Raw genomic sequence first — 21027 nt, forward strand, 5'->3', positions numbered from 1 at the left:
TGTATGCAGGGGCGTGGGGGAATGTTAGGTCACTGGGGGGGCATGCTTTAAATTATACCCTCTTTTCTTAAAAGAAGATAAGGTGCTGAGAGTGTTTTTGGGGGGATTCATAGAGAAGCTTAGATTTCTCCTTAAAGAAAGAGAGAAGGAAGCGCTATGAGCACTCAGTTCTTTAGAATTTTCAGAATAGCAATTTGTTATTGAGGTTTTTAAATCAACTGAAGGTGGTGCTGTGGTCACTCTTTTCAGAAAAGAGCAGGAAGACGTTTGAAAAAGAAAGCCTGTTTGATGAAGTAAACAAGAAATCTTTGCTTGATATACTTCGAATTATAGATGTTGTGATATCGGTAAGAGATCTTGTCACTTGTGGTGTTACTCATCGCATAGGAGGTGATTGTTTTCTGTTGTATATTTTGCTTTAGCCTATCTGTGTTCGGAGGGGATGAGTGGCTACTGCTGTTGAGAGTTTTGATGCTTTTTCTCTAGGGGGGCTTATTCCAAAAACTAATCTTTTTATTTTTGCGTGTTGTTGTCGCATGGGGCGTTTGTACAATAAATTTTAAAAGGAAAATTTGATGAGTTTAAAAAGAAAAATATTAAAAGGAAGCAGTTCTTTTGTTTCTGCTGTTCTTGCATTGGCGATGTTTGCACAACACGTTTCAGCAAAAACACCTGCCGATACCCTCGTGATGGCTTGGAATATTGATGGCATCAGTACTTTTGATCCTGCGCAGATCAACAACGTTTATGGAACTGAAATTGTTCTCAATGTTTGTGACAATTTGGTTGATACTGTTAGAGATGATCCAACAAAAGTCATTCCCTCTTTGGCAACGCATTGGGATGTTTCAAGTGATGATCAGAAGACAGTGCTTACTTTTCATTTGCGTGATGGTTTGAAGTTTAATGACGGTCGGCCTGCGAATGCCCATGATCTTGTTTGGAGTATGAAGCGGATTATTAAGTTGAAGTTGGCTAGAGAAGAGCTCTTTCATGAATATGGTATTACAGAACAGAACATGGGTTCTGCTCTTCAAGCACCGGATGAGAAAACGGTGGTAATGAAATTTGATAAGCCTTATCCCGTAGAGATTCTCCTTAGTAATATTGTTGCGAGTCACGCTACTGCTTTGCTTGATCGTGAGACCATTATAAAACATGAAAAAAATAGTGATGTGGGTAATCGTTATTTGGCGAGTCATGCTGCTTGTGTTGGTCCTTATAACTTGGCGAGTTGGCGTCCTGGAGAGGCTATTTTATTGCGTGCAAGTGCTCATTATTGGGGGAAAGCACCTAAATTGAAAAAAATTCTCATTCGCCATGTTGCGGAGTCTGGAACACAACGCTTATTGTTGCAAAAAGGTGATATCGATGTTGCTCGTGATTTGAGACCTGAGGATCTTGCAGATCTCCAAGCAACAACAGATATTAAGGTAAAAAGAGTGTTGGAGCCTACCGTAATGATATGGGGATTCAACACGACAAATCCTATTTTTGCCAATGAAAAAGTGCGTTTGGCGATGCGCTATCTTATTGATTATGAGGCTCTTGGCAAGACTCTTCTCAAAGGTGTTGGTGTTCCACGGGCAAGTTTTATTCCTCTTGGTAATTTTGGAGCTTTGGATGAAAAAGAAGGGCAGCCCTTTAAACTGGATCTTCAAAAAGCCAAACAGCTTTTGACAGAGGCAGGTTATTCGAAAGGCTTTGAGGTTAATTTTTTAATAGGAAGCTCTCATTATGCTTTGCCCATTGCTCAGTCTATTCAAGACAATGCAAAAAAGGTAGGCGTGCATCTTAAAATTGAACGTTTAGCAGGTGCACAGTTGTTTTCAAAACTTTCTGCGCGTGCTTTTGATACGATTTTTGTTGGATGGAATAATGACTCTGCGGATCCTCATTCCATGGCTTCACGTCTTGTTTACAATCCTGATAATCGGTTTGAGGCGAAAAATACAGCCCACCTTAGTTGGTGTCATGGCTATTTGGATGAGGCTATGAATAAAAAGGTAGAGGCAGCATTGTTTCAAAAAGATCCACAGAAACGGGCACAAATCTATGCTGATTTGCAGCGTGAACTTATGCAAAAAGGACCTTATGCTTTTATCTTTCAGAAATATAATGTTGTAGCTATGACACCTCGTATTAAACAATGGGTATGGAATAGTACACCACGTATTTTTTATAATGCCATTGAAAAATAAATCTGTCTTAGAAGATTATAAATTCTAAAAGTGTTATCCTGATAACTTCGGTGTTTTTTCTATGGTTGAAAAACCTTACAAGATGCCGAAGCTCATCGGTAGCGAAGCGATATGCTCTGGAGAGAATGGGGTTCAAGATATCCTCTTTCAAAGAGAGATTATTCATCTCGACAAATCCTTTATATATAGGTATTATGGTTGACTGTTTCAATCTTTTTGAAAAAATAATTATTTGTTGATGGCAAGGCAAACGCAAAAAAACAGGCACAATAAGTGGTGCAAAGTTTGGTGTTTTTGAAAGAGTGGGGGGCTTTAAAATGTGTTGTTGAAGAGAAATTTGATTGTATGCAGGGGCGTGAGGGAATGTTAGGTTACTGTGGGGTTCATACGTTAGATTGTGCTCTCTTTCCTTAACAGAAGATAAGATGCTGAAAGTGTTCTTTGCTGGGGTTTATAGAAAAACTCAAATTTTCTCCTGAAGAAGGAGGGAGAGTGTTATGGTTTGCAAATCTTCTCTAGGGCTATTCAAATATTCAATGATTCTTGAGGTTTTAGCAACGAGGGATGTGATGTTTCTTTCTTAGAAAATGGTAAGAATAAGTTTGAGGAAGAAGGTTTGTTTGATGAAACAAAAAAGGATCTTACCCTGATATGTCCTGAATTATTCGTGTTTTGACGTACTAGTAGGATGCTTATCGTTTATGATGTTACTCATTATTTATCGAGACGTTTTCCTTTGCATATTTTCATTGCGCTTATTCGTGTCTGGGGGGGGTGAATAGCTGTTGTTGGAGGTCTTATATCTCTAAGGGGGTGTGTTTTCTCAGTCTGATTTTCTTATTTTTGCGCATTATTGTTGCATGGAGAATTTATACAATACGTTTTAAAAGGAAAAATTGATGAGTTTGAAAAGAACGATATTAAAGGGGAGCAGTTCTTTTATTTCTGCTGTTCTTGCAGTGGGGATGTTTGCACAACAAGTGTCAGCAAAGACGCCTGCTGATACTCTCGTGATGGCTTGGGATCTTGATGCAATCAGTAATTTTGATCCTGCGCAACTCAATGATCGGTATGGAGCTGAAGTTGTTGTCAATGTTTGTGACAATTTGGTTGATACTGCAAAAGATGATGGGACTAAAGTTGTTCCTTCTTTGGCCAAGAGTTGGGATGTTTCAAGTGATGACCAGAGTACAGCAATTACTTTTCATTTGCGTGATGATTTGAAGTTTAATGATGGTCGGCATGCTGGTGCTCATGATCTTGTTTGGGGCATGAGGCGGGTTGTCAAATTGAAGCTGTCTAACGCGGCAACCTTTAATGAATATGGTATCACAGAAAAAAATGTTGATGAGGCTTTTCAAGCACCCGATGAAAAAACAGTGGTCATGAAATTTGATAAACCTTATCCAGCAGAGCTTATTTTGAGCAATATTTCCACTCATCGCACTGTTGCTTTACTTGATCGTGAGACACTGATGAAACACGAACAAGATGGTGATATGGGAAATCGTTATTTGGCGAGTCATGCTGCTTGTGTTGGTCCTTATCAGTTAGAGAGTTGGCGTCCTGGAGAAGGGATTTTGTTACGTGCCAGTTCCCATTATTGGGGAGAGGCACCCAAATTGAAGAAGATTCTTATTCGTCATATTGCCGAGCCTGGAACACAACGTTTATTGTTGGAAAAACACGATATCGATGTTGCACGTAATTTAACACCAGAAGATATAGCAGATCTTCAAGCAACAACAGATATTAAGGCTGAAAAAGTGTTGGCTCCATCCATGATCATATGGGGTTTTAACACGACAAATCCTATTTTTGCCAATGAAAAAGTGCGTTTGGCAATGCGCTATCTTATTGATTATGAAACGCTTGGCAAGACTCTTCTTAAAGATGTTGGTATTCCACGAGCAAGCTTTATTCCCATTGGTAATTTTGGTGCTTTGGATGAAAAAGAGGGGCAACCTTTTAAACTTGACCTTCAAAAAGCCAAGCAGCTTTTGACAGAGGCAGGTTATCCGGATGGTTTTGAGGCCAATATTTATGCCGGAAAAACGCCTTATCCTTTTGCTTTGCCCATTGCTCAGTCTATTCAAGACAATGCCAAAAAGATAGGTGTGCGCTTTAAGATTGAACATTTTATTGGTACGCAATTATTTTCAAAACTTTATGCACGTGGCTTTGATACAATTTTTATAGGATGGAATAATTCTTCTGCGGATCCTCATACGATGGCTTCGCGTCTTATTTTAAACCCTGATAATCGATTTGAGGCTAAAAACACGGGCTATCCTAGTTGGTGTCATGGCTATTTTGATGAAGAGATGAATAAAAAGGTGAGGGAAGCATTGTTTCAGAAAGATCCACAGAAACGGGCGCAGATGTATGCTGATTTGCAGCGTGATTTTATGCAAAAAGGTCCTTATGCGTTTATCTATCAGACATATAACATTGTCGCTATGACACCTGATGTGAAAAAATGGGTTTGGAATGGTGCACCACGTATTTTTTATAGTGCCATTGAAAAATAAGCGTGTCTTAGAACATTGTAAATTCTAAAAGCGTGATCATGAGAGCTTCGACGTTTTGCCTATGGTTGAAAAACTTTGCAAGATGTCGAAGTTCATGGCTAGTGAATAAATATACCATATATAAAATGTATTTTAAGACCTTCTCTTTGATGAGAGAGGTTATCATAAAAGATTTGTTGGTGTGGATGTTAAGATTGAATATTTTAACTTCTGTTGATAGAATTTTTTTGGATTGAATAATGCTCTGCAGCCCTTTACGTCTTCAATTTTATTTACAATCCCGATCATCGGTTTGAGGTTAAAAATACAAGCTATTCTGGTTGGTGTTATGGGTATTTGGATGAAGTTATCAATCAAAAGTTTAAAAATGTATTATTGCAAAAAGATTCACAAGAACGGGTGTAAAGAATTTAAAAATGGTAAGTTTGTTTGGTGAAAAAGCAGGTGCAACGAATGTAGTAGAATTTACTGTTTCTGAAATAGCAGGGGCTTTAAAGCGCGTTGTTGAAGAAAAGTTTGGTTATGTGCGGGTGCGTGGAGAAATATCAGGTTATCGTGGTCCTCATGCTTCTGGTCATGCTTACTTTGCTTTAAAGGATGATAAGGCACGGTTGGAGGCTGTTATTTGGCGCGGGTTTATGGAAAAGCTCAAATTTCCTCCTGAAGAGGGGATGGAAGTGATTGCTGTTGGAAAACTGACAACTTATCCTGGGTCGTCAAAGTACCAAATTGTTATTGAAGCACTTGAACCAACTGGGGTTGGCGCTTTGATGGCACTTTTAGAAAATCGTAAGAAAAAGCTTGCAGAGGAAGGTTTATTTGATGAAGCCAAAAAGAAGCTTTTGCCTTATATGCCTCAAATTATAGGCGTGGTGACATCGCCAACAGGTGCTGTTATTCGCGATATTATTCATCGTATATCAGATCGTTTTCCCTTGCATATTTTGGTTTGGCCTGTCCGTGTTCAGGGAGAAACCTGTGGGCGTGAAGTAGCTGCTGGCGTTGAGGGGTTTAATGCACTGCCTTTAGGAGGTTCTATTCCAAAACCTGACGTTATTATTGTGGCGCGGGGAGGAGGGAGTTTAGAAGATTTATGGGGGTTTAATGATGAAGCTGTTGTGCGTGCTGTTTATGCCTCTGCTCTTCCGGTTATCTCTGCGGTTGGGCATGAGACAGATTGGACTTTGATTGATTATGTTGCTGATTGGCGTGCTCCAACCCCTACAGGAGCAGCAGAAAAGGCTGTTCCCGTCAAGCTTGATCTCGAAGTCTATGTGGCATCGCTTGGTGCACGTTTGCGTATGGGACTCACACGTTATTTTGATTTTCATCAACAAAAATTGCGTGCTCTTATCCGTGGACTTCCCACAGTTGATCAACTTTTTGCTCTACCGCGGCGTGGTTTTGATGAAATTTCCAGCCGGTTACAGCGTGCTCTTTGTGTGAGTTATGATAAAAAGCGTTTTTATTTCCATGCACTTTCTCTTCGTCTTGCACCGCGTTTGTTGAATACTGAAAAAGCACAACGCAATACCAAGGAATATGTGATGCGTCTTCAGCGTGCTTTTGTGCACAAGGTGGAAAAACAACGTGCTCAGATAGACGTTGCTTTTAGGCTTTTAAAAAGCACTTCGTATCAGAATATTTTAGAGCGTGGTTTTGTTTTGGCTTTGGGGCAAGAGAATAAACCCATTAAACGATTGGTACAGTTTCCTGAAACAGGACAAGTCAAGTTACGTTTTTTTGATGGTGATGTCAGTGTTGTCACCGAGGGATCTGCTTTGAATAAACGTTCAAAACACAAACAGATAAAGCAACAAGACGATGATCAAGGAACACTCTTTTAATACGCTCAATCAGGTGCTCGAGGAAGGACTTCGCAGGGGAGCGGATGGAAAAATTCGTTGTTCATGGGCAGGAGATGATCCGCTTTACTGTGCTTATCATGATCATGAATGGGGAAAGCCTGTTTTTGAAGATCGCCGTTTGTTTGAAAAAATTTGTCTTGAAGGTTTTCAAGCAGGGCTTTCTTGGCTTACCATCTTAAAAAAACGCTCTTTTTTTCGAGAGGCATTTGATCACTTTGACTTCGAAAAAATCAGTCATTATGATGAAGCAAAAGTGCAAATGTTGATGCAGAATAAAAGCATTGTTCGTCATCAAGGGAAAATCCGCTCAGTGCTTAATAATGCATTGAGAGCACAGGACATTATTATAGAGTGGGGAAGTTTGTCTCACTATTTTTGGTCTTTTCAACCACCACAATCAGAGCGTTATGAAAAGATCAATTTTCAAACATTGTTAGCAAATCCTATAACACCTGCGTCTCTTCGTCTTTCGCAAGACTTGAAAAAACGTGGCTGGACATTTGTTGGACCAACAATTTGTTATGCTTTTATGCAGTCGGTAGGAATTGTTAATGATCATCTTGAAGGGTGTTTTTGTCGATAAATTGGTACAGATCTTTTGCATAAGAAGATATTGTCTAAAAAAATAAAAAAAGAGCGTGGAATGGTTTTGAGATCGTTTCATGTATTTGTTGTTGTTGGATTATCGTTTTTTAGCGTAGTGTAAGCTGTGATACTGCTTTTAACAGAGGAAGAAATGTATTTGTTAAATTATTATAAGAGAAATTTTTATTATCTGTTTTAAGTCATATTTGTCTATTTTTATTTATATAATATTTATAATCAGGTAAATTGTGGAGTTTTGTTTATTTATGTTCTTTACTTTTATTAATAAAGTAAAATTATTTATTATGTCTCTCTATAGAGAAATATTTTTATATTGTTTTGCTCTTTGAAGTTTACAGAAAGATATTTTCTATAGTTTTATTGAATATAGAATGATGCGTTTATTTATAGAGTGTTTGATTATCAAATACTTGTGTTAAGTTTTATTATCTGATAGCCTCCTTTTTAAGAGAATAATTTTGCTGTGTGTAAGCTCTAGCTTTTGGGGCAGATGCTTTTGTTCAGATAGATTTGTGTCACTCCATTGCTTCTGTAAATCTCTAGCATATGTCGTTGGGGATGTGAGTGAGAGTAGTGTATTGTTTCGTTTTTGTTTTTGCTCATGAAAAAGAGCATTTTATGATGTGTTCTTTTATTGGCTATTGTATTTTGTGAAAGATAAGACGTAGAAAAGCAGGTATTTTTCATTGCGATTTTGTTTCTGTTGACTTGTTTGGTGTCATTGATAAAAAAACTTTTCTTTTACGCTTAACGTTTAGAAGATTTAGCAATTTTTAAATAGATCATAGAGTTTTTGCAGAAATGTTTTCTTTTGTTTTTCTGTCTGTTCATGCGCAGTCTTATAATGCAGTCAGGGTGTGTGTCTCTTGAAAATGAGTGTCTGAGGAGATACGATTATTTTTAAAATTTGCACATTATCCTTATTCTTTTTAGTACAGTTTATAGATAAGGGGGCGTTCATCAATATCCGTATGACGATTTTTCCCAAGGCTTACATTTTGGTGAATGATAGAGGGAGCAATTACGGGGTATTGTGGAGACAAAGGGATATTGTGGTGGAGATGTCATAATGGTTGGTGACGGATATTTCGTGTATTTACTGTATTTTCATTGAGTTTAAGTGAGTGAATTGAAAAGTAAATGCCTTTGTAGAGATGGCGAATATGCGTTTAATCAATCTTTAGTTTTACAAATCTGCTGTGTTATTTCAGAATAATAAATTGATAAAAAACTTTAAAAGGAAAAAGCTATGAATATAAAAAGAAAAATATTGAAAGGCAGTACTTCTTTTGTTTCTGCTGTTCTTGCATTGGGAATATTCGTGCAACAAGTTTCAGCAAAAACACCTGCCGATACCCTCGTGATGGGTTGGAATATTGATGGAATCAATACATTTGATCCTGCGCAGCTTAATGATGTTTATGCAAATGAAATCGTTCTCAATGTTTGTGATAATTTGGTTGGTACCGCTACAGATGATCCAGCAAAAATCATTCCCTCTTTAGCAACGCACTGGGATGTTTCAGGTGGTGATCAGAATACAGTGCTTACTTTTCATTTACGGGATGGTTTAAAATTTAATGATGGTCGGTCTGCGAATGCCCATGACCTTATTTGGGGTATGAAACGAATTATCAAATTAAAAATGGCAACTGCGGCGATTTTTAATGAATATGGTATTACAGAACAAAATGTTGATTCTGCTCTTCAAGCACCGGATGAGAAAACGGTGGTGATGAAATTTGATAAGCCTTATCCAGCAGAGCTTATTCTTAATAATATTGTTGCGAGTCGTGCTACGGCTTTGCTTGATCGCAAAACCATTATGAAACATGAAAAAAATGGCGATATGGGCAACCGCTATTTGGCCAGTCATGCTGCCTGTGTTGGTCCTTATCAGTTAGCAAGTTGGCGTCCTGGAGAAGCTATTTTATTGCGTGCAAGTCCTAATTATTGGGGGGAAACTCCTAAATTAAAAAAGATTCTCATTCGCCATGTTGCAGAGACTGGAACACAACGCTTATTGTTGCAAAAACACGATATCGATGTTGCTCGTGATTTGAGACCTGAGGATATAGCAGATCTGCAAGCAACAACAGATGTTAAGGTGGAAAGCGTTTTGGAGCCTTCCATGATGTATTGGGGCTTTAATACAACAAATCCCATTTTTGCTAAGGAAAAAGTACGTTTGGCGATGCGCTATCTTATTGACTATGAAGGACTTGAAAAGAGTATTCTCAAAGGAGTTGGTGTTCCACGGGCAAGCTTTATTCCTCTTGGTAATTTTGGAGCTTTGGATGAAAAAGAAGGACAGCCCTTTAAACTTGATCTTCAAAAAGCCAAACAGCTTTTAACAGAGGCGGGTTATTCAAAAGGCTTTGAGGCTAATTTTTTAGTGGGAAGCTCTCATTATGCTTTGCCTATTGCACAGTCTGTGCAAGATAATGCAGCAAAGGTGGGGGTACATCTTAAAATTGAACGTTTGGCAGGCACGCAAGTGTTTTCAAAACTTTATGCACGTGCTTTTGATACAATTTTTGTCGGATGGAATAATGACTCTGCGGATCCTCATTCCATGGCTTCACGTCTTGTTTACAATCCTGATAATCGGTTTGAGGCGAAAAATACAGCTTATCCAAGTTGGCAGCATGGCTATTTGGATGAAGCTATGAATAAAAAGGTGGAAGCTGCATTGTTTCAAAAAGATCCACAAAAACGGGCACAAATCTATGCTGATTTGCAACGTGAACTTATGCAAAAAGGTCCCTATGCTTTTATTTTTCAGAGATATAGTGTTGTAGCTATGACACCTAGTATTAAAAAATGGGTGTGGAATAGTGCACCGCGTATTTTTTATAGTGCAATTGAAAAATAAATGCGTATTAAATAATACTGTAAAATACAAAAAGAACGCGATCATCATGTAAATGATGAAAATATCCCCCGCAAAGGGTTGTCTTAACGCTTAAGATATGAAATTGCGGGGGGCTTTTTGTGTAATACAATTAAGGTATAGTTTATAGGGGGCGATGTTTATCCGTGTGAAAAGTAAGGGCTTTTAGAAGTTTCTGTGATAATACTACAGAGGCTATGCATCTCAATTGTAGGTTGCTGTGTGAGAAAGTCATCTTCAGCTTTTTGATGCGTAAAGTTGATAACATTACGCTGTTTGAGAAATAAAGAGAAAAATCAGCAGTATTTTGTGAGAGAATAATCACATAAAATGCAAAGGGTAATGATAAAAATGAGAAAAAAAGAAATGTTAAAAAACTTTTGTATTTTGTTAAGTACAGTCGGTTTTTTAAATGGATCTCTATCACCAGTATTGAGTGCGTCATCGAAAGATATATTGGTAATGGCATGGAATATCGATTCAATTAGTAGCTTTGATCCAGCTCAAACAGTTGAAGTTGTCGCGAGTGAATTATTGACAAATATATGTAGTGCGTTAGTGCAGTATGATCAGCATGATCCCACTAAAATTCGCCCTTCTATGGCACAATCTTGGGACGTTTTAGATGGTGGAAAAAGAATAGTTTTTCATCTTCGTGATGATTTAAAATTTGATGATGGAAGGGTGGCCACAGCACAGGATCTTGCTTGGTCAATGCGGCGGATTATTAAATTGGGATTAGGGTATGCTCAGTTTTTGATGGATTATGGCTTTAATAAAAACAATGTGGAAACGCATATTCAAGCTCTTGATGATAGAACTTTACAGCTAAAACTAGATAAACCCTATCCTATTCAGCTTATATTAACAGCTATTGGACAGTCCTATGCTTCTGCTTTGCTCGATCGGAAAACAATTGAAGCAGAAAGTATGAATGGTGATATGGGCAATAAATATTTGGCAACGCATTCGGCTTGTGTTGGACCTTATAAATTGGTACGTTGGTCTCCAGGAGAAAAAGTTGTATTGGAAGCTACAAAATATTATTGGGGAGAGGCACCTAAAATTAAGCAAATTGTTGTGCAGCATGTTGCAGATTCAGCAAGTCAGAGATTTCTTTTGGAAAAAGGGGATGTGGATATAGCGCGTGATCTTTCTTCAGAGGATGTCTTAGATATTGAAAAGCAGGGCGGACCAGTTAAAATTAGCCGCGTTTTGCGACCGCAAATTATTTATCTCTCGTTGAATAATAAAAATACAATTTTTTCTCACGAAAAAGTGCGTTTGGCACTTCGTTATTTAGTCGATTATGAAGGACTTGGAAAAACCGTTTTAAAAGGTATTGGCATTCCACGTGCTAGTTATATGGCGTTGGGAATTCCTGGCGCTTTGGATGAAAAAGAGGGATTGCCCTTTAAGTTAGATTTGAAAAAAGCCAAACAATTGATGAGTGAGGCCGGTTATCCCAATGGTTTTAAAGCTAATCTTTTAGTTGGTAGCCTTAGTTATATGTCATCTGTTGCGCAGTCTATTCAAGCCAATGCGCGTAAAATTGGTGTTGAGATTACCCTTGAAAAAATGGCACAAAATCAATTGTTAAGCCGTGTGCGTGGTGGAAATTATGATAGTGCACTTATGGGATGGGGGAGTGCTGATCCTGATGGGCATCCTGCTTCGTTAAATCATGTTTTTAATCCTGATCCAACATTTACAGAAAAGCACAATATGTATCTGGCTTGGCGTGCTGGATATTATGATGAAAATATCAATAAAATGGTGATGGATGCTTTGTTTGAGCAAGATCAAAATAAGCGTCTTTTGCAGTATCGTGCTTTACAGAATTATGTGTTTGAACATGGTCCTATGGTTTATTTATTTCAGACATATTATACCGTTGGTATGGGACCTGCAGTAAAAAAATGGGCTTGGAATAGTTTTAGACTTTATTACAGTGATGCAGAAAAATAAGCATGTTATGAAAAAAGATTGTAAAGTGTGCTTGATTAGAGGTTACTTGATTGTATAAAAAAGGTGTTAGCTTTATGTTTGGTAGCTATGGAGGGGAATATTATAATGGTTTTGCCATTTCCAGATGCTGAAAGAGTAGTATTACAGAAGCAGAAACAAATGTTCGTATGGGACTTTTTTTTCAAGCTATTGAAGTTGCTTATTTCAGTCTTTGTCACGTTGCTTGGTTTGGTAACGATTACTTTTTTTATTGGTCACCTGCTTCCCTTAGATCCTGTTCTTGCTATCCTTGGTGATAATATCAGTCAGGAAGCTTATGATGCGATGTTTCATAGGTTGGGCCTTGATCAGCCATTGATTGTTCAATATTGGAATTATCTCCGCAGTGTGTTTTTGTTTGACTTTGGAGATGCTTTAACCTCAGGGCGTCCAGTCTTAGAAGATATTATGCGCGTATTTCCTGCAACGTTAGAGCTTGCTACAGTTGCTATTGTAATTGGCACAAGTCTTGGTATTCCATTTGGGGTTTTTGCGGCAATGTATCGTGATTCATTTATTGATTACTTTGTCCGTGTTTTTACACTCTTGAGTTATTCCACTCCAACCTTTTGGCTTGGATTAATGGCGTTATTGATCTTTTATGCTAAGCTTGGCTGGATCGGTGGTCCAGGACGTATTGATTTCCTTTATGAATATTCTTTTGAACCTAAAACGGGATTTTTTCTCTGGGATACTGCTCGTCAAGGACAGTGGGAAGCTTTTGGAAATGTGTTCAGTCATGTTATTATGCCTGCTTTAATCTTAGCTTTTGGTGCTATGGCCTATATTAGTCGTATGACTCGTGGATTTATGATTGAACAGCTCAATCAAGAATATATCATTACTGCGCGTGTGAAGGGATTATCGTTGGCACGAACGGTGTGGGGGCATGCCTTTCGGAATGCCGCCGTGCAGATTATCACGGTTGTTGCACTTTCATATGCTTTTCTCTTAGAAGGTGCTGTGTTAACGGAGACTGTTTTTGCTTGGCCTGGTTTCGGGCATTATTTAACAAATGCTCTTTTGGCTGGAGATATGAATGCAGTTGTCGGCTGCACGCTACTTGTAGGGTTTCTCTTTGTTGTTATTAATTTATTTTCTGATTTGCTTTATCGAATCTTTGATCCAAGGACACGTTGAATATGGCAACAATTCATCATCATAAATCGCAATCATCATTTTCTTTGGGGCGTTGGTTAAATGAATCTGTTCCACGGTCAGTCTTTCAAGCGAACGTACAAAGAATTTATCATGCATTGATCAAGTTTTCTGGTAATTTTTCTGCTGTGTTTGGTCTGACTATTATTTTTATTATTATCTTATGTGCAATTTTTGCTCCTTGGATTGCTACCAATGATTTTGTGAGTAATGATCTTGCGCATCGATTGCAACCGCCCTCTATGTCACATTATTTTGGGACAGATGAATTGGGGCGTGACATTTTTAGTCGTCTCGTTTTTGGTGCACGTATCACGCTTTATGTTGTTTTTCTCACGACAATTATTGTGGGACCAATAGGGCTCCTTGTTGGGACTGTATCGGGCTATATAGGGGGATGGGTTGATACTGTTCTTATGCGTATAGTTGATATTTTTCTTGCTTTTCCAGCTTTGATTTTAGCTCTTGCTTTTTCAGCGGCATTGGGACCAGGTATTGAAAATGCATCTGTTGCAATTTCCATTGCAGCATGGCCCCCAATCGCGCGTTTAGCACGAGCAGAAACTTTGACGATACGTTCTTCTGATTATGTCTCTGCTGTTCGCTTGCAAGGGGCATCTCCTTTGCGGATTATTTTATTTCATGTTGCACCGATGTGTATTCCTTCAGTAGTAGTACGTCTAACATTAGATATGTCCGGAATTATTTTAACGGCTGCTGGTCTTGGTTTTTTGGGGTTGGGAGCTCAACTGCCAAGTCCTGAATGGGGTGCAATGCTTTCGACAGGTCGTGAATTTATGATGACAAATTGGTGGTTAGCGGCAATACCAGGTTGTGCAATATTGTTGGCAAGCCTTGCTTTCAATTTGTTGGGTGATGGACTTCGTGATATATTGGATCCGCGCAATGGCTAAAAAATTATTAGAGATAGAAGATTTACGTATTGCTTTTCCTATAAGGCGTGGCATTGCAGAGGTTGTGCGCGGCGTTAGTTTTTCCGTGGGAAAAGAAAAAATCGGCATTGTTGGCGAGTCTGGTTCTGGAAAATCAATGACTGGGCGCGCGATACTCAAATTGAGTCCAAGAGCAGCAATTGTCAAAGCGAAAAAAATGCGCTTTGAGGATATCGATTTATTGCGTGCAAGTGAAGCTCAGATGAGAACTATTCGGGGAAAGCGTATTTCAATGATTCTACAGGACCCCAAATATTCACTGAATCCACTCATACGGATTGGGGACCAGATTATGGAAGCTTACCGTATTCATTACCGTGTTTCAAAAGCTGAGGCGCGCGAGCGGACAATTGCTATGTTGGAATCTGTTCATATTCGTGACCCAGAACATGTGATGCGTCTCTTTCCTCATGAAATATCAGGAGGAATGGGGCAGCGTGTGATGATTGCGATGATGCTCATTCCAAAACCTGATTTAATTATTGCCGATGAGCCAACATCTGCGCTTGATATTACGGTAAGACGTCAGGTTTTATCAGTGTTGGATGAGCTTGTGACTAAAGCTGGAACAGGGCTTATTTTCATTAGTCATGATTTGAATATGATTGCTGATTTTTGTGATCGTGTTTTGGTTATGTATGCAGGTCGTGTGTTAGAAGAATTGCCTGCGTGTAATTTATCTCGCGCTTGTCATCCTTATACTAAGGCTTTGCTAGCGAGTTTGCCGCGGCTTGATAATCCTGTTGATGTTTTGGCTGTTCCTGAGCGCGATCCTGATTGGTTGTATAATCCTACGATTGTTAATGGTATTGAAGGAGTTGCTCCGTGACCAACTGTGACAATATTATTGATGTTTCTAATTTATCTGTAACCTTTGGGCATCGGCACAAGGCAGTAACGGTTGTAAAAAATGTCAACTTTCATATTAAGCGTGGCGAAGCTTACGGTTTGATTGGTGAATCAGGCTGTGGAAAATCAACTATTTTAAATACATTGGTTGGGCTTATTTCAGGCTATAGCGGATGTTTTGTTTTTGATGGAGAAGAAGTTCCCAAAAAAAGAGATAAGAATTTTCTACGCCGTATTCAAATGGTTTTCCAAGATCCTTACTCTTCACTTCATCCAAGAAAAATGGTTCATACGGTTCTTTCTGAATCACTTAAAATTCATGGTATGGATAATCCAAAAGAGCGGGTGCGTGATGTTTTAAATTCCGTTGGCTTAAATTCTTCATTTCTTTATCGTTATCCGCATGAGTTATCTGGAGGGCAACGGCAGCGTATTGCTCTTGCTCGTGCTTTAATTATTGAGCCAGAGGTTTTACTGCTTGATGAACCAACATCTGCATTGGATGTATCGGTACAGGCTGAAATTTTAAATTTGTTGAAATCCTTACGAGAGGAAAAAAAGCTCACTTATTTGATGGTATCCCACGACCTTGCTGTGGTTGCACATATCTGTGAACGTGTTGGAATTATGCATAAAGGGATTATTCTTGAAGAACTTAGCAATGATGATTTGCGTAGTTTACGTGCACAACATGACTATACAAAGATGTTTTTTGAAGCCAGTATTGAACCTATTGTTTATAGAGAGCAAAGGGCATGATAAATTCTACAGAAGAAAAATATCGTTTCTTCTATTTTAGGTTTCTAGAGATCTTTGCAGTATTGTTGCAACAGGGAGGGATATTTTTTATCTCGTTATGCCGTAAAACACTGTTGTTTGAGATATGGTATACAAGCTATGTAAAATTTATATATTCAGTAATTTTGGGTAATGCAGTCAATATTTAGGGCAGGGCTTATTCCTTATATAGGTGAACCATATAAATGGTTAGTAAGTGGAGCCTGCTAGACAAGAAGTTGTATTGCTTACAGGTCAGCATGGGTGGAAATCTTCGTCATTTAAGGTGTGAGGAGGAGACCAAAGTGTGCGATTTTATCCATTATAATTTGCTGAAAGAATTTTTAGCTATAAATATTTTTCTATAAGGTGTATAGTTTTATGAGTCATGCTGGTAGCACATGACAGGGGTTATTTTTCTGAACGGATTGTATTGTTTTTTGATGATGAGTTTATGTTCAGTCGTTTTATTTTGAAGTGTTGAACATGAAATTTGTGAGAAATAACAGAAGATAATCATTGCTGTATTGTGCAGGAAGAGTTCTGATTATTTTGTAGTATAATTTTATTTTTGTTTTTTAGATTTTTTACAGCTTTAGATCTTATTTATTGAAAAACGCTACGTTCTCTTTTCGTAAAGTGATAATTTTTAAAATGTTTTGGTTGTTTTTTATGCTTTAAGGATAAAGAGGCAGAAAAGCGTAGTTGAACGCAATAAGTAAAGATGAGAAGAACGTTTTCTCACTTTGGCTGTAGAACGCATTTTCTATTTAAGATAAGAAGAGTACTGATTACTACTTTTTAAAATTTGAGTATTCTTCTTAAGTGTTTTGATAAATTTGTTAAAGCAGCTTGTTATGTTTGTTGGATTTTACAAGAGCCATTCTGTTGTACTTTTTGTGTGTAAAGAGACAAGAGAGCGCCTTTGAAGCGGGAAAAACAGATGGTTGTCGAAAAGACAGCATAACGCTGCCTTTTTGTTAAAATAAGTAGAATGTGATAGGCTTTTTACAGTCATGTCTTAAAACTGATAGCGTATTCCGCCTGAGAAGCTTGCTCCAGATATACCAGTCTTTTGTAGTTTTTGTTGATAGCTGACATCACCATGAAGCGAAACGTTTGAAGACAATTGAGCACTGATACCAAGTCCGCCTTCAAGGAAAGAGCCCATGGGATCAATTTTATAATCCTTGTCAATATGGATTGCTTGATCATCACCAAAAGTTTTAATTGCATTCACTTTTCCATAGAAGGAAACAGAATGTCCGTTTTCAGCAGTGGTAACGGTTTTGGTTAAACGCCCACCAACACGGATCATCCATTGATGAGGGTTCTTCATATCAATGGTAAAATTATCGGCATCTGAAAGTGTATCAAACAGCAAATGTTGATAGGCAAGTTGTGCTTGCGGTTCGAAGGTGACACCTTGAATACCTGTAGCAAATTGTTTGCCAATAGTGGTGGAGATACCCAACATCTTGGCATTTTTCAATGTTGCGGTTTTGCCAATGATAGCATTGGTGATGTCACCCTTTAGGATTCCATAGGATAGTAGGGCATCAAGATAAAAACCATTGTCATGCTGGATGCTACCATAGGCTGTGATGGACCACTTATCCAATGTGCTTTTACCTGCATCTTTCATATCTTTTGGAGTGAAGGACAGTTGTCCATAGGTTCCGACAAGACCGAAATGTGTTGTGGTATTTTGTCCTTCTAGTGCTGCGAAGTTAACGCCTCCTTGTAGAGCAGCATAGCGAAGATGAGCACCGCTATAACCATATTGGCGAGGAGCACTTTCAGAGGATAATGTTCCTGTACCGCCGTAAGTGTATAAGAAGAAGCCGCTTTGTTTTTCTTGTTCTTTTGCCAAGACGGATGTTCTCATGTTGGCTAACACTGCGTTCTGCTTAGCCATATCGGTTAATCCCGTATAGAAGAGGGCATTTGGCATGACCAAATAGCTTGCCATTTGTGCTACAGGCGCATGCACATTGGCCTCAGGGTTAGAACCCGAACCTTGGTTAGAACCAGAGCCACCGGGATTAGAGCCAGAACCTGAATTAGAATCAAGAAACTCAGGTTGTAGACGAAAATCCCAGAAATTTTCATTTTTTTCATCCAGCAAGTTTTGTTCCATATTGGCTTTGCCTTGGCTTGAGTTTGGTCCATAGGCACGTAGCATATATTTATCAGGTGAACCATTTATGGTCGTATAACCATGGGCTAATTTAAAAGAGCCTTCTTTAGCTGTTCCAGAAACTTGGATAAGAGAAAGTCCGCGTATATTTTTCTCAACATCAGAAATATTTTTTTGAGTGGTATTTCCTGTTAAATTGACGAGAATGTTTGTATGACCTGAAACATCACCATTAATGAGAAGGCGATCGGTTTTTTGCTCTGCTATTGGCTTACCATCACTCCACCAAGTATTGAAAGAAATTTGTGTATCGCCTATTGTATTGTAGACGGCTTTGGTATCTGGTTGTCCTGATCCTATATGCAATGTGTGGTAATAACCGTCTGTTGTTGGTTCTTTGAAAATAACAGAGCTGTTTTCGAGATCCAGTACAGAAATATCAGAGCGTGACCTTTGCGCGATATCCAGGAGTTTGCCATTTTTATCTTTTTCTTGTGTGCTGGTTTTTAAGAACCATTGTGTACCATTTTTCAGGTTAAAGTGTACGTTTCTTTCTTTTGTAATGTTTGCTCTGCCTTCTAAAGTGGAATGATCTGTATTTAAGGTGAAGCTACCGTTGGGTATTGCTTTTGCATTTATAGCTTCCAAAAACTCTTTATCTCCCCAAGTCCCGTTGCCTAATAAAACATCCGCATGGATTTCTGAATTTATGAGATTGGCTGTACCAATTGATAGATTGGCAATATTTGTAATAGTATGATCACTGAAAGTTCCAATGAAAATTCCAGTGCCATTATCGACATGAATTTTTGTATTGATTAAATTAATCTCAGCGTTTTGATAATCTTTAAGATCATTTTTTTCATTTGAAATAGTATAAAGAATGGAGGCGAGCTGCAAACCACCGATTTTCCCTGTAACAGAAACATTTGTGATATCAATATGCCCTCCGTTTGTAGTGTACAAGGCAGCTTCTTTTGCGTTTACTGATCCTCCCATCATGGTGATCTTAGATTGTGGATCGCTTGCATATAATCCACCACCATTAGATGAGGTAATGTGGGCTTCATCTTTGATATCAATGATGCTGCCAGATTCAGCAGACATCCCTACGGTGCTTGCAGAAACGGATCCTCCTAATATTGTTACTTGAGAATGATCATGAGTAGTTATGCCTTGATCTACTTGAGTAATTTTAACATTGTCTTTTAAAGTAATGGTACTGTAAGATGCAGCAAATGCTCCCACAGTGCTTGCAGAAACTGATCCTCCTGATACTGTTACTTGAGAATGATCAGAAGAATCTATGCCGTGATATGCTTGAGTAATTTTAACATTGTCTTTTAAAGTAACGGTACTGTAAAATGTAGCAGATGCTCCCACATTGCTTGCAGAAACTGATCCTCCTGATACTGTTACTTGAGAATAAGCAAAAGAATCTATGCCTTGATCTACTTGAGTAATGGTTACATTTTTCAAAGAGAGTTTGCTTTTTTTGATGACATTTACTCCCATGGATGGTGTCTCTTTATCTTTAAGACTTGATATCACTACATCTTCCAGTTTATTTTCGTCACTGTTACTCTCAGTATATTGAGCTCCTACGAGAGAAGCTGTAATGGAACCTCCGGTCATCTTGACCGTGCTACCCTCATGTGCGTCAATTCCATTTAAAACATCTTTAATTGTTGTGCCGTGCAGTTCAATTATACTTCCCTCATTTTCTACGAAAGCACCAGTTCCATTATCTATTGATGTTATAACAACATCTGTAACATCAATATGACCACCGTTTTTTGCAAACAATGAGCCTAGAGCATATCCGCTTACTGTTCCTCCCGTCATGGTGATTTTTGATTGTGGCCCATCGGAATCTAATCCGCTATAAAGAGATGAGGTGATTTTCGCGTTATCTTTTATATCAATGGTGCTGCCTTGTTTAGCAGATACTCCATCAAGCTTTCCATAAAATTCTCCTCCTGATATTGTTATTTGAGAATGATCATCTGCCTCTAGAGCTTTAAAAGCATGAATGGTTACCCCTTTTAAGGTAAGATTGCTGTTCTCAGTAACTATTCCTGAAGATGTTTCTAGGTCATCCTTTGCATTTGTTATGAGTACATTTTCTAGCGTATTTTCCTTGCTTTTACTGTTATTGAAAGAAGCACCAGTGCCGTAAGTTATAATAGAACCTCCAATCATTTTGATTGTAGCACCGTCTTTGGCTTCAAGACCTAAGTTAATTTCAGAGTCTTTGTTTTCAATGGTTGTATTATCCAATAACTCAATCACACTGTTAGCACCTTCAGCTGTTACTGCATATGTATCGTAGTAATATGGTGTTTTTACCGTTAAATGCTTACCGACGATTTTACTGCCATTTGTTGCATGAAGTGTATGATAGGTTTCTCCCTGTACTGTTATTGTTTTTCCATTAGAAACTTCAAGGTCTTTTGCTTGTACATTGAGAGAGTTATTAAACAGCACAATTGCTGCTGTAGCTATAGATGACAGAAGGGATTTTTTATACACAACTACTCTCCTTTTCAAGCTCCGGATATTCATTCCCCCTCATCCTTCAAAAGAAGAACAGAAAATAGAAATTACGTTTCGTTTAATAACACATAATTTTGATAATTTACTTTTATTTTTTTGTCAAAATCTATTTTGACACCTAAAATTGCGCAATTTACCGAAAAACTGAAAAAAGCATGTTTTCATGGTAAAAATGAGAGAAGACTTTGTAGAGCAAGAGGCGGACAAACAAGCAACCGGTGCTATGCGGCAATTTGAACTGTTGCAAAACCGTATCGTGGCTTTGGGGATTACCGTTGGTGAAGTGCTTCTGCCCCCCCTCAACAGTTTAATGGAAAGTGTTGGTGGTTTTATCAATGTTCTTATGGCGTGGGCGAATGCGCATCCCACTTTAACAAGCGCTATTATCAAAACCATTGCCGCTCTGATGGCTTTTAATATTGCTTTGCGTGTGTTGCGCTTTACTTTTGCTGGCACACGTCTTGGGCTTCTTCAATTGATCACGTCTT

11 protein-coding genes and 1 pseudogene are annotated in these 21027 nt (G+C 38.4%); 11 read left to right on the forward strand and 1 reads right to left on the reverse strand.

The features are described 5' to 3' along the window. Positions 1-575: 575 nt before the first annotated feature. The 10 genes from PVV68_RS05680 (at position 576) to PVV68_RS05725 (ending at position 15825) form a co-directional block, all read left to right on the forward strand. Positions 576-2201 carry an ABC transporter substrate-binding protein gene (locus PVV68_RS05680; RefSeq protein WP_273720964.1) on the forward strand — a complete coding sequence of 542 codons (1626 nt, stop codon included), beginning with the start codon at positions 576-578 and terminating at the stop codon, positions 2199-2201. 899 nt (positions 2202-3100) lie between these two features. After that, positions 3101-4732 carry an ABC transporter substrate-binding protein gene (locus PVV68_RS05685; RefSeq protein ID WP_273720965.1) on the forward strand — a complete coding sequence of 544 codons (1632 nt, stop codon included), beginning with the start codon at positions 3101-3103 and terminating at the stop codon, positions 4730-4732. A gap of 416 nt (positions 4733-5148) precedes the next feature. Next, entirely contained in the window at positions 5149-6579 is a 1431-nt protein-coding gene (gene xseA, locus PVV68_RS05690; protein WP_273720966.1) for an exodeoxyribonuclease VII large subunit, read from the forward strand. Beyond that, positions 6557-7183 carry a DNA-3-methyladenine glycosylase I gene (locus tag PVV68_RS05695; RefSeq protein ID WP_273720967.1) on the forward strand — a complete coding sequence of 209 codons (627 nt, stop codon included), beginning with the start codon at positions 6557-6559 and terminating at the stop codon, positions 7181-7183. The genes xseA and PVV68_RS05695 overlap by 23 nt, the downstream gene beginning before the upstream one ends. A 1272-nt stretch (positions 7184-8455) precedes the next feature. After that, the gene (locus PVV68_RS05700; protein WP_273720968.1) at positions 8456-10081 is read left to right on the forward strand and encodes an ABC transporter substrate-binding protein; all 1626 of its coding nucleotides are present in this window, start codon (positions 8456-8458) and stop codon (positions 10079-10081) included. 369 nt (positions 10082-10450) lie between these two features. Beyond that, entirely contained in the window at positions 10451-12067 is a 1617-nt protein-coding gene (locus PVV68_RS05705; RefSeq protein ID WP_273720969.1) for an ABC transporter substrate-binding protein, read from the forward strand. A 105-nt stretch (positions 12068-12172) separates the two neighbouring features. Beyond that, on the forward strand, positions 12173-13246 hold the full coding sequence (locus PVV68_RS05710) for an ABC transporter permease (protein WP_273720970.1): 1074 nt from the start codon (positions 12173-12175) through the stop codon (positions 13244-13246). 2 nt (positions 13247-13248) lie between these two features. Then, complete coding sequence (locus tag PVV68_RS05715; protein WP_273720971.1) at positions 13249-14178, forward strand: ABC transporter permease; 930 nt, start codon at positions 13249-13251, stop codon at positions 14176-14178. Continuing rightward, complete coding sequence (locus tag PVV68_RS05720) at positions 14171-15046, forward strand: ABC transporter ATP-binding protein (RefSeq protein ID WP_273720972.1); 876 nt, start codon at positions 14171-14173, stop codon at positions 15044-15046. The genes PVV68_RS05715 and PVV68_RS05720 overlap by 8 nt, the downstream gene beginning before the upstream one ends. Continuing rightward, entirely contained in the window at positions 15043-15825 is a 783-nt protein-coding gene (locus tag PVV68_RS05725; protein ID WP_273720973.1) for an ABC transporter ATP-binding protein, read from the forward strand. The genes PVV68_RS05720 and PVV68_RS05725 overlap by 4 nt, the downstream gene beginning before the upstream one ends. 1039 nt (positions 15826-16864) lie before the next feature. Here the strand turns inward: PVV68_RS05725 and PVV68_RS05730 are convergent. Next, the gene (locus PVV68_RS05730; RefSeq protein ID WP_273720974.1) at positions 16865-20515 is read right to left on the reverse strand and encodes an autotransporter outer membrane beta-barrel domain-containing protein; all 3651 of its coding nucleotides are present in this window, start codon (positions 20513-20515) and stop codon (positions 16865-16867) included. A gap of 211 nt (positions 20516-20726) precedes the next feature. On the opposite strand from PVV68_RS05730, the pseudogene PVV68_RS05735 reads away from it, so the two are divergent. After that, a pseudogene (locus tag PVV68_RS05735) lies at positions 20727-21027 on the forward strand (phage tail tape measure protein); the annotation flags it as partial.

The organism is Bartonella sp. ML69XJBT, from assembly GCF_028618515.1.
GTDB lineage: Bacteria > Pseudomonadota > Alphaproteobacteria > Rhizobiales > Rhizobiaceae > Bartonella.

Excerpts from the sequence above, each read along its gene's own strand:
- PVV68_RS05680 (WP_273720964.1), top strand. The coding sequence starts at position 576 with ATGAGTTTAAAAAGAAAAATATTAAAAGGAAGCAGTTCTTTTGTTTCT.
- PVV68_RS05685 (WP_273720965.1), top strand. The coding sequence starts at position 3,101 with ATGAGTTTGAAAAGAACGATATTAAAGGGGAGCAGTTCTTTTATTTCT.
- xseA (WP_273720966.1), top strand. The coding sequence starts at position 5,149 with ATGGTAAGTTTGTTTGGTGAAAAAGCAGGTGCAACGAATGTAGTAGAA.
- PVV68_RS05695 (WP_273720967.1), top strand. The coding sequence starts at position 6,557 with ATGATCAAGGAACACTCTTTTAATACGCTCAATCAGGTGCTCGAGGAA.
- PVV68_RS05700 (WP_273720968.1), top strand. The coding sequence starts at position 8,456 with ATGAATATAAAAAGAAAAATATTGAAAGGCAGTACTTCTTTTGTTTCT.
- PVV68_RS05705 (WP_273720969.1), top strand. The coding sequence starts at position 10,451 with ATGAGAAAAAAAGAAATGTTAAAAAACTTTTGTATTTTGTTAAGTACA.
- PVV68_RS05710 (WP_273720970.1), top strand. The coding sequence starts at position 12,173 with ATGGTTTTGCCATTTCCAGATGCTGAAAGAGTAGTATTACAGAAGCAG.
- PVV68_RS05715 (WP_273720971.1), top strand. The coding sequence starts at position 13,249 with ATGGCAACAATTCATCATCATAAATCGCAATCATCATTTTCTTTGGGG.
- PVV68_RS05720 (WP_273720972.1), top strand. The coding sequence starts at position 14,171 with ATGGCTAAAAAATTATTAGAGATAGAAGATTTACGTATTGCTTTTCCT.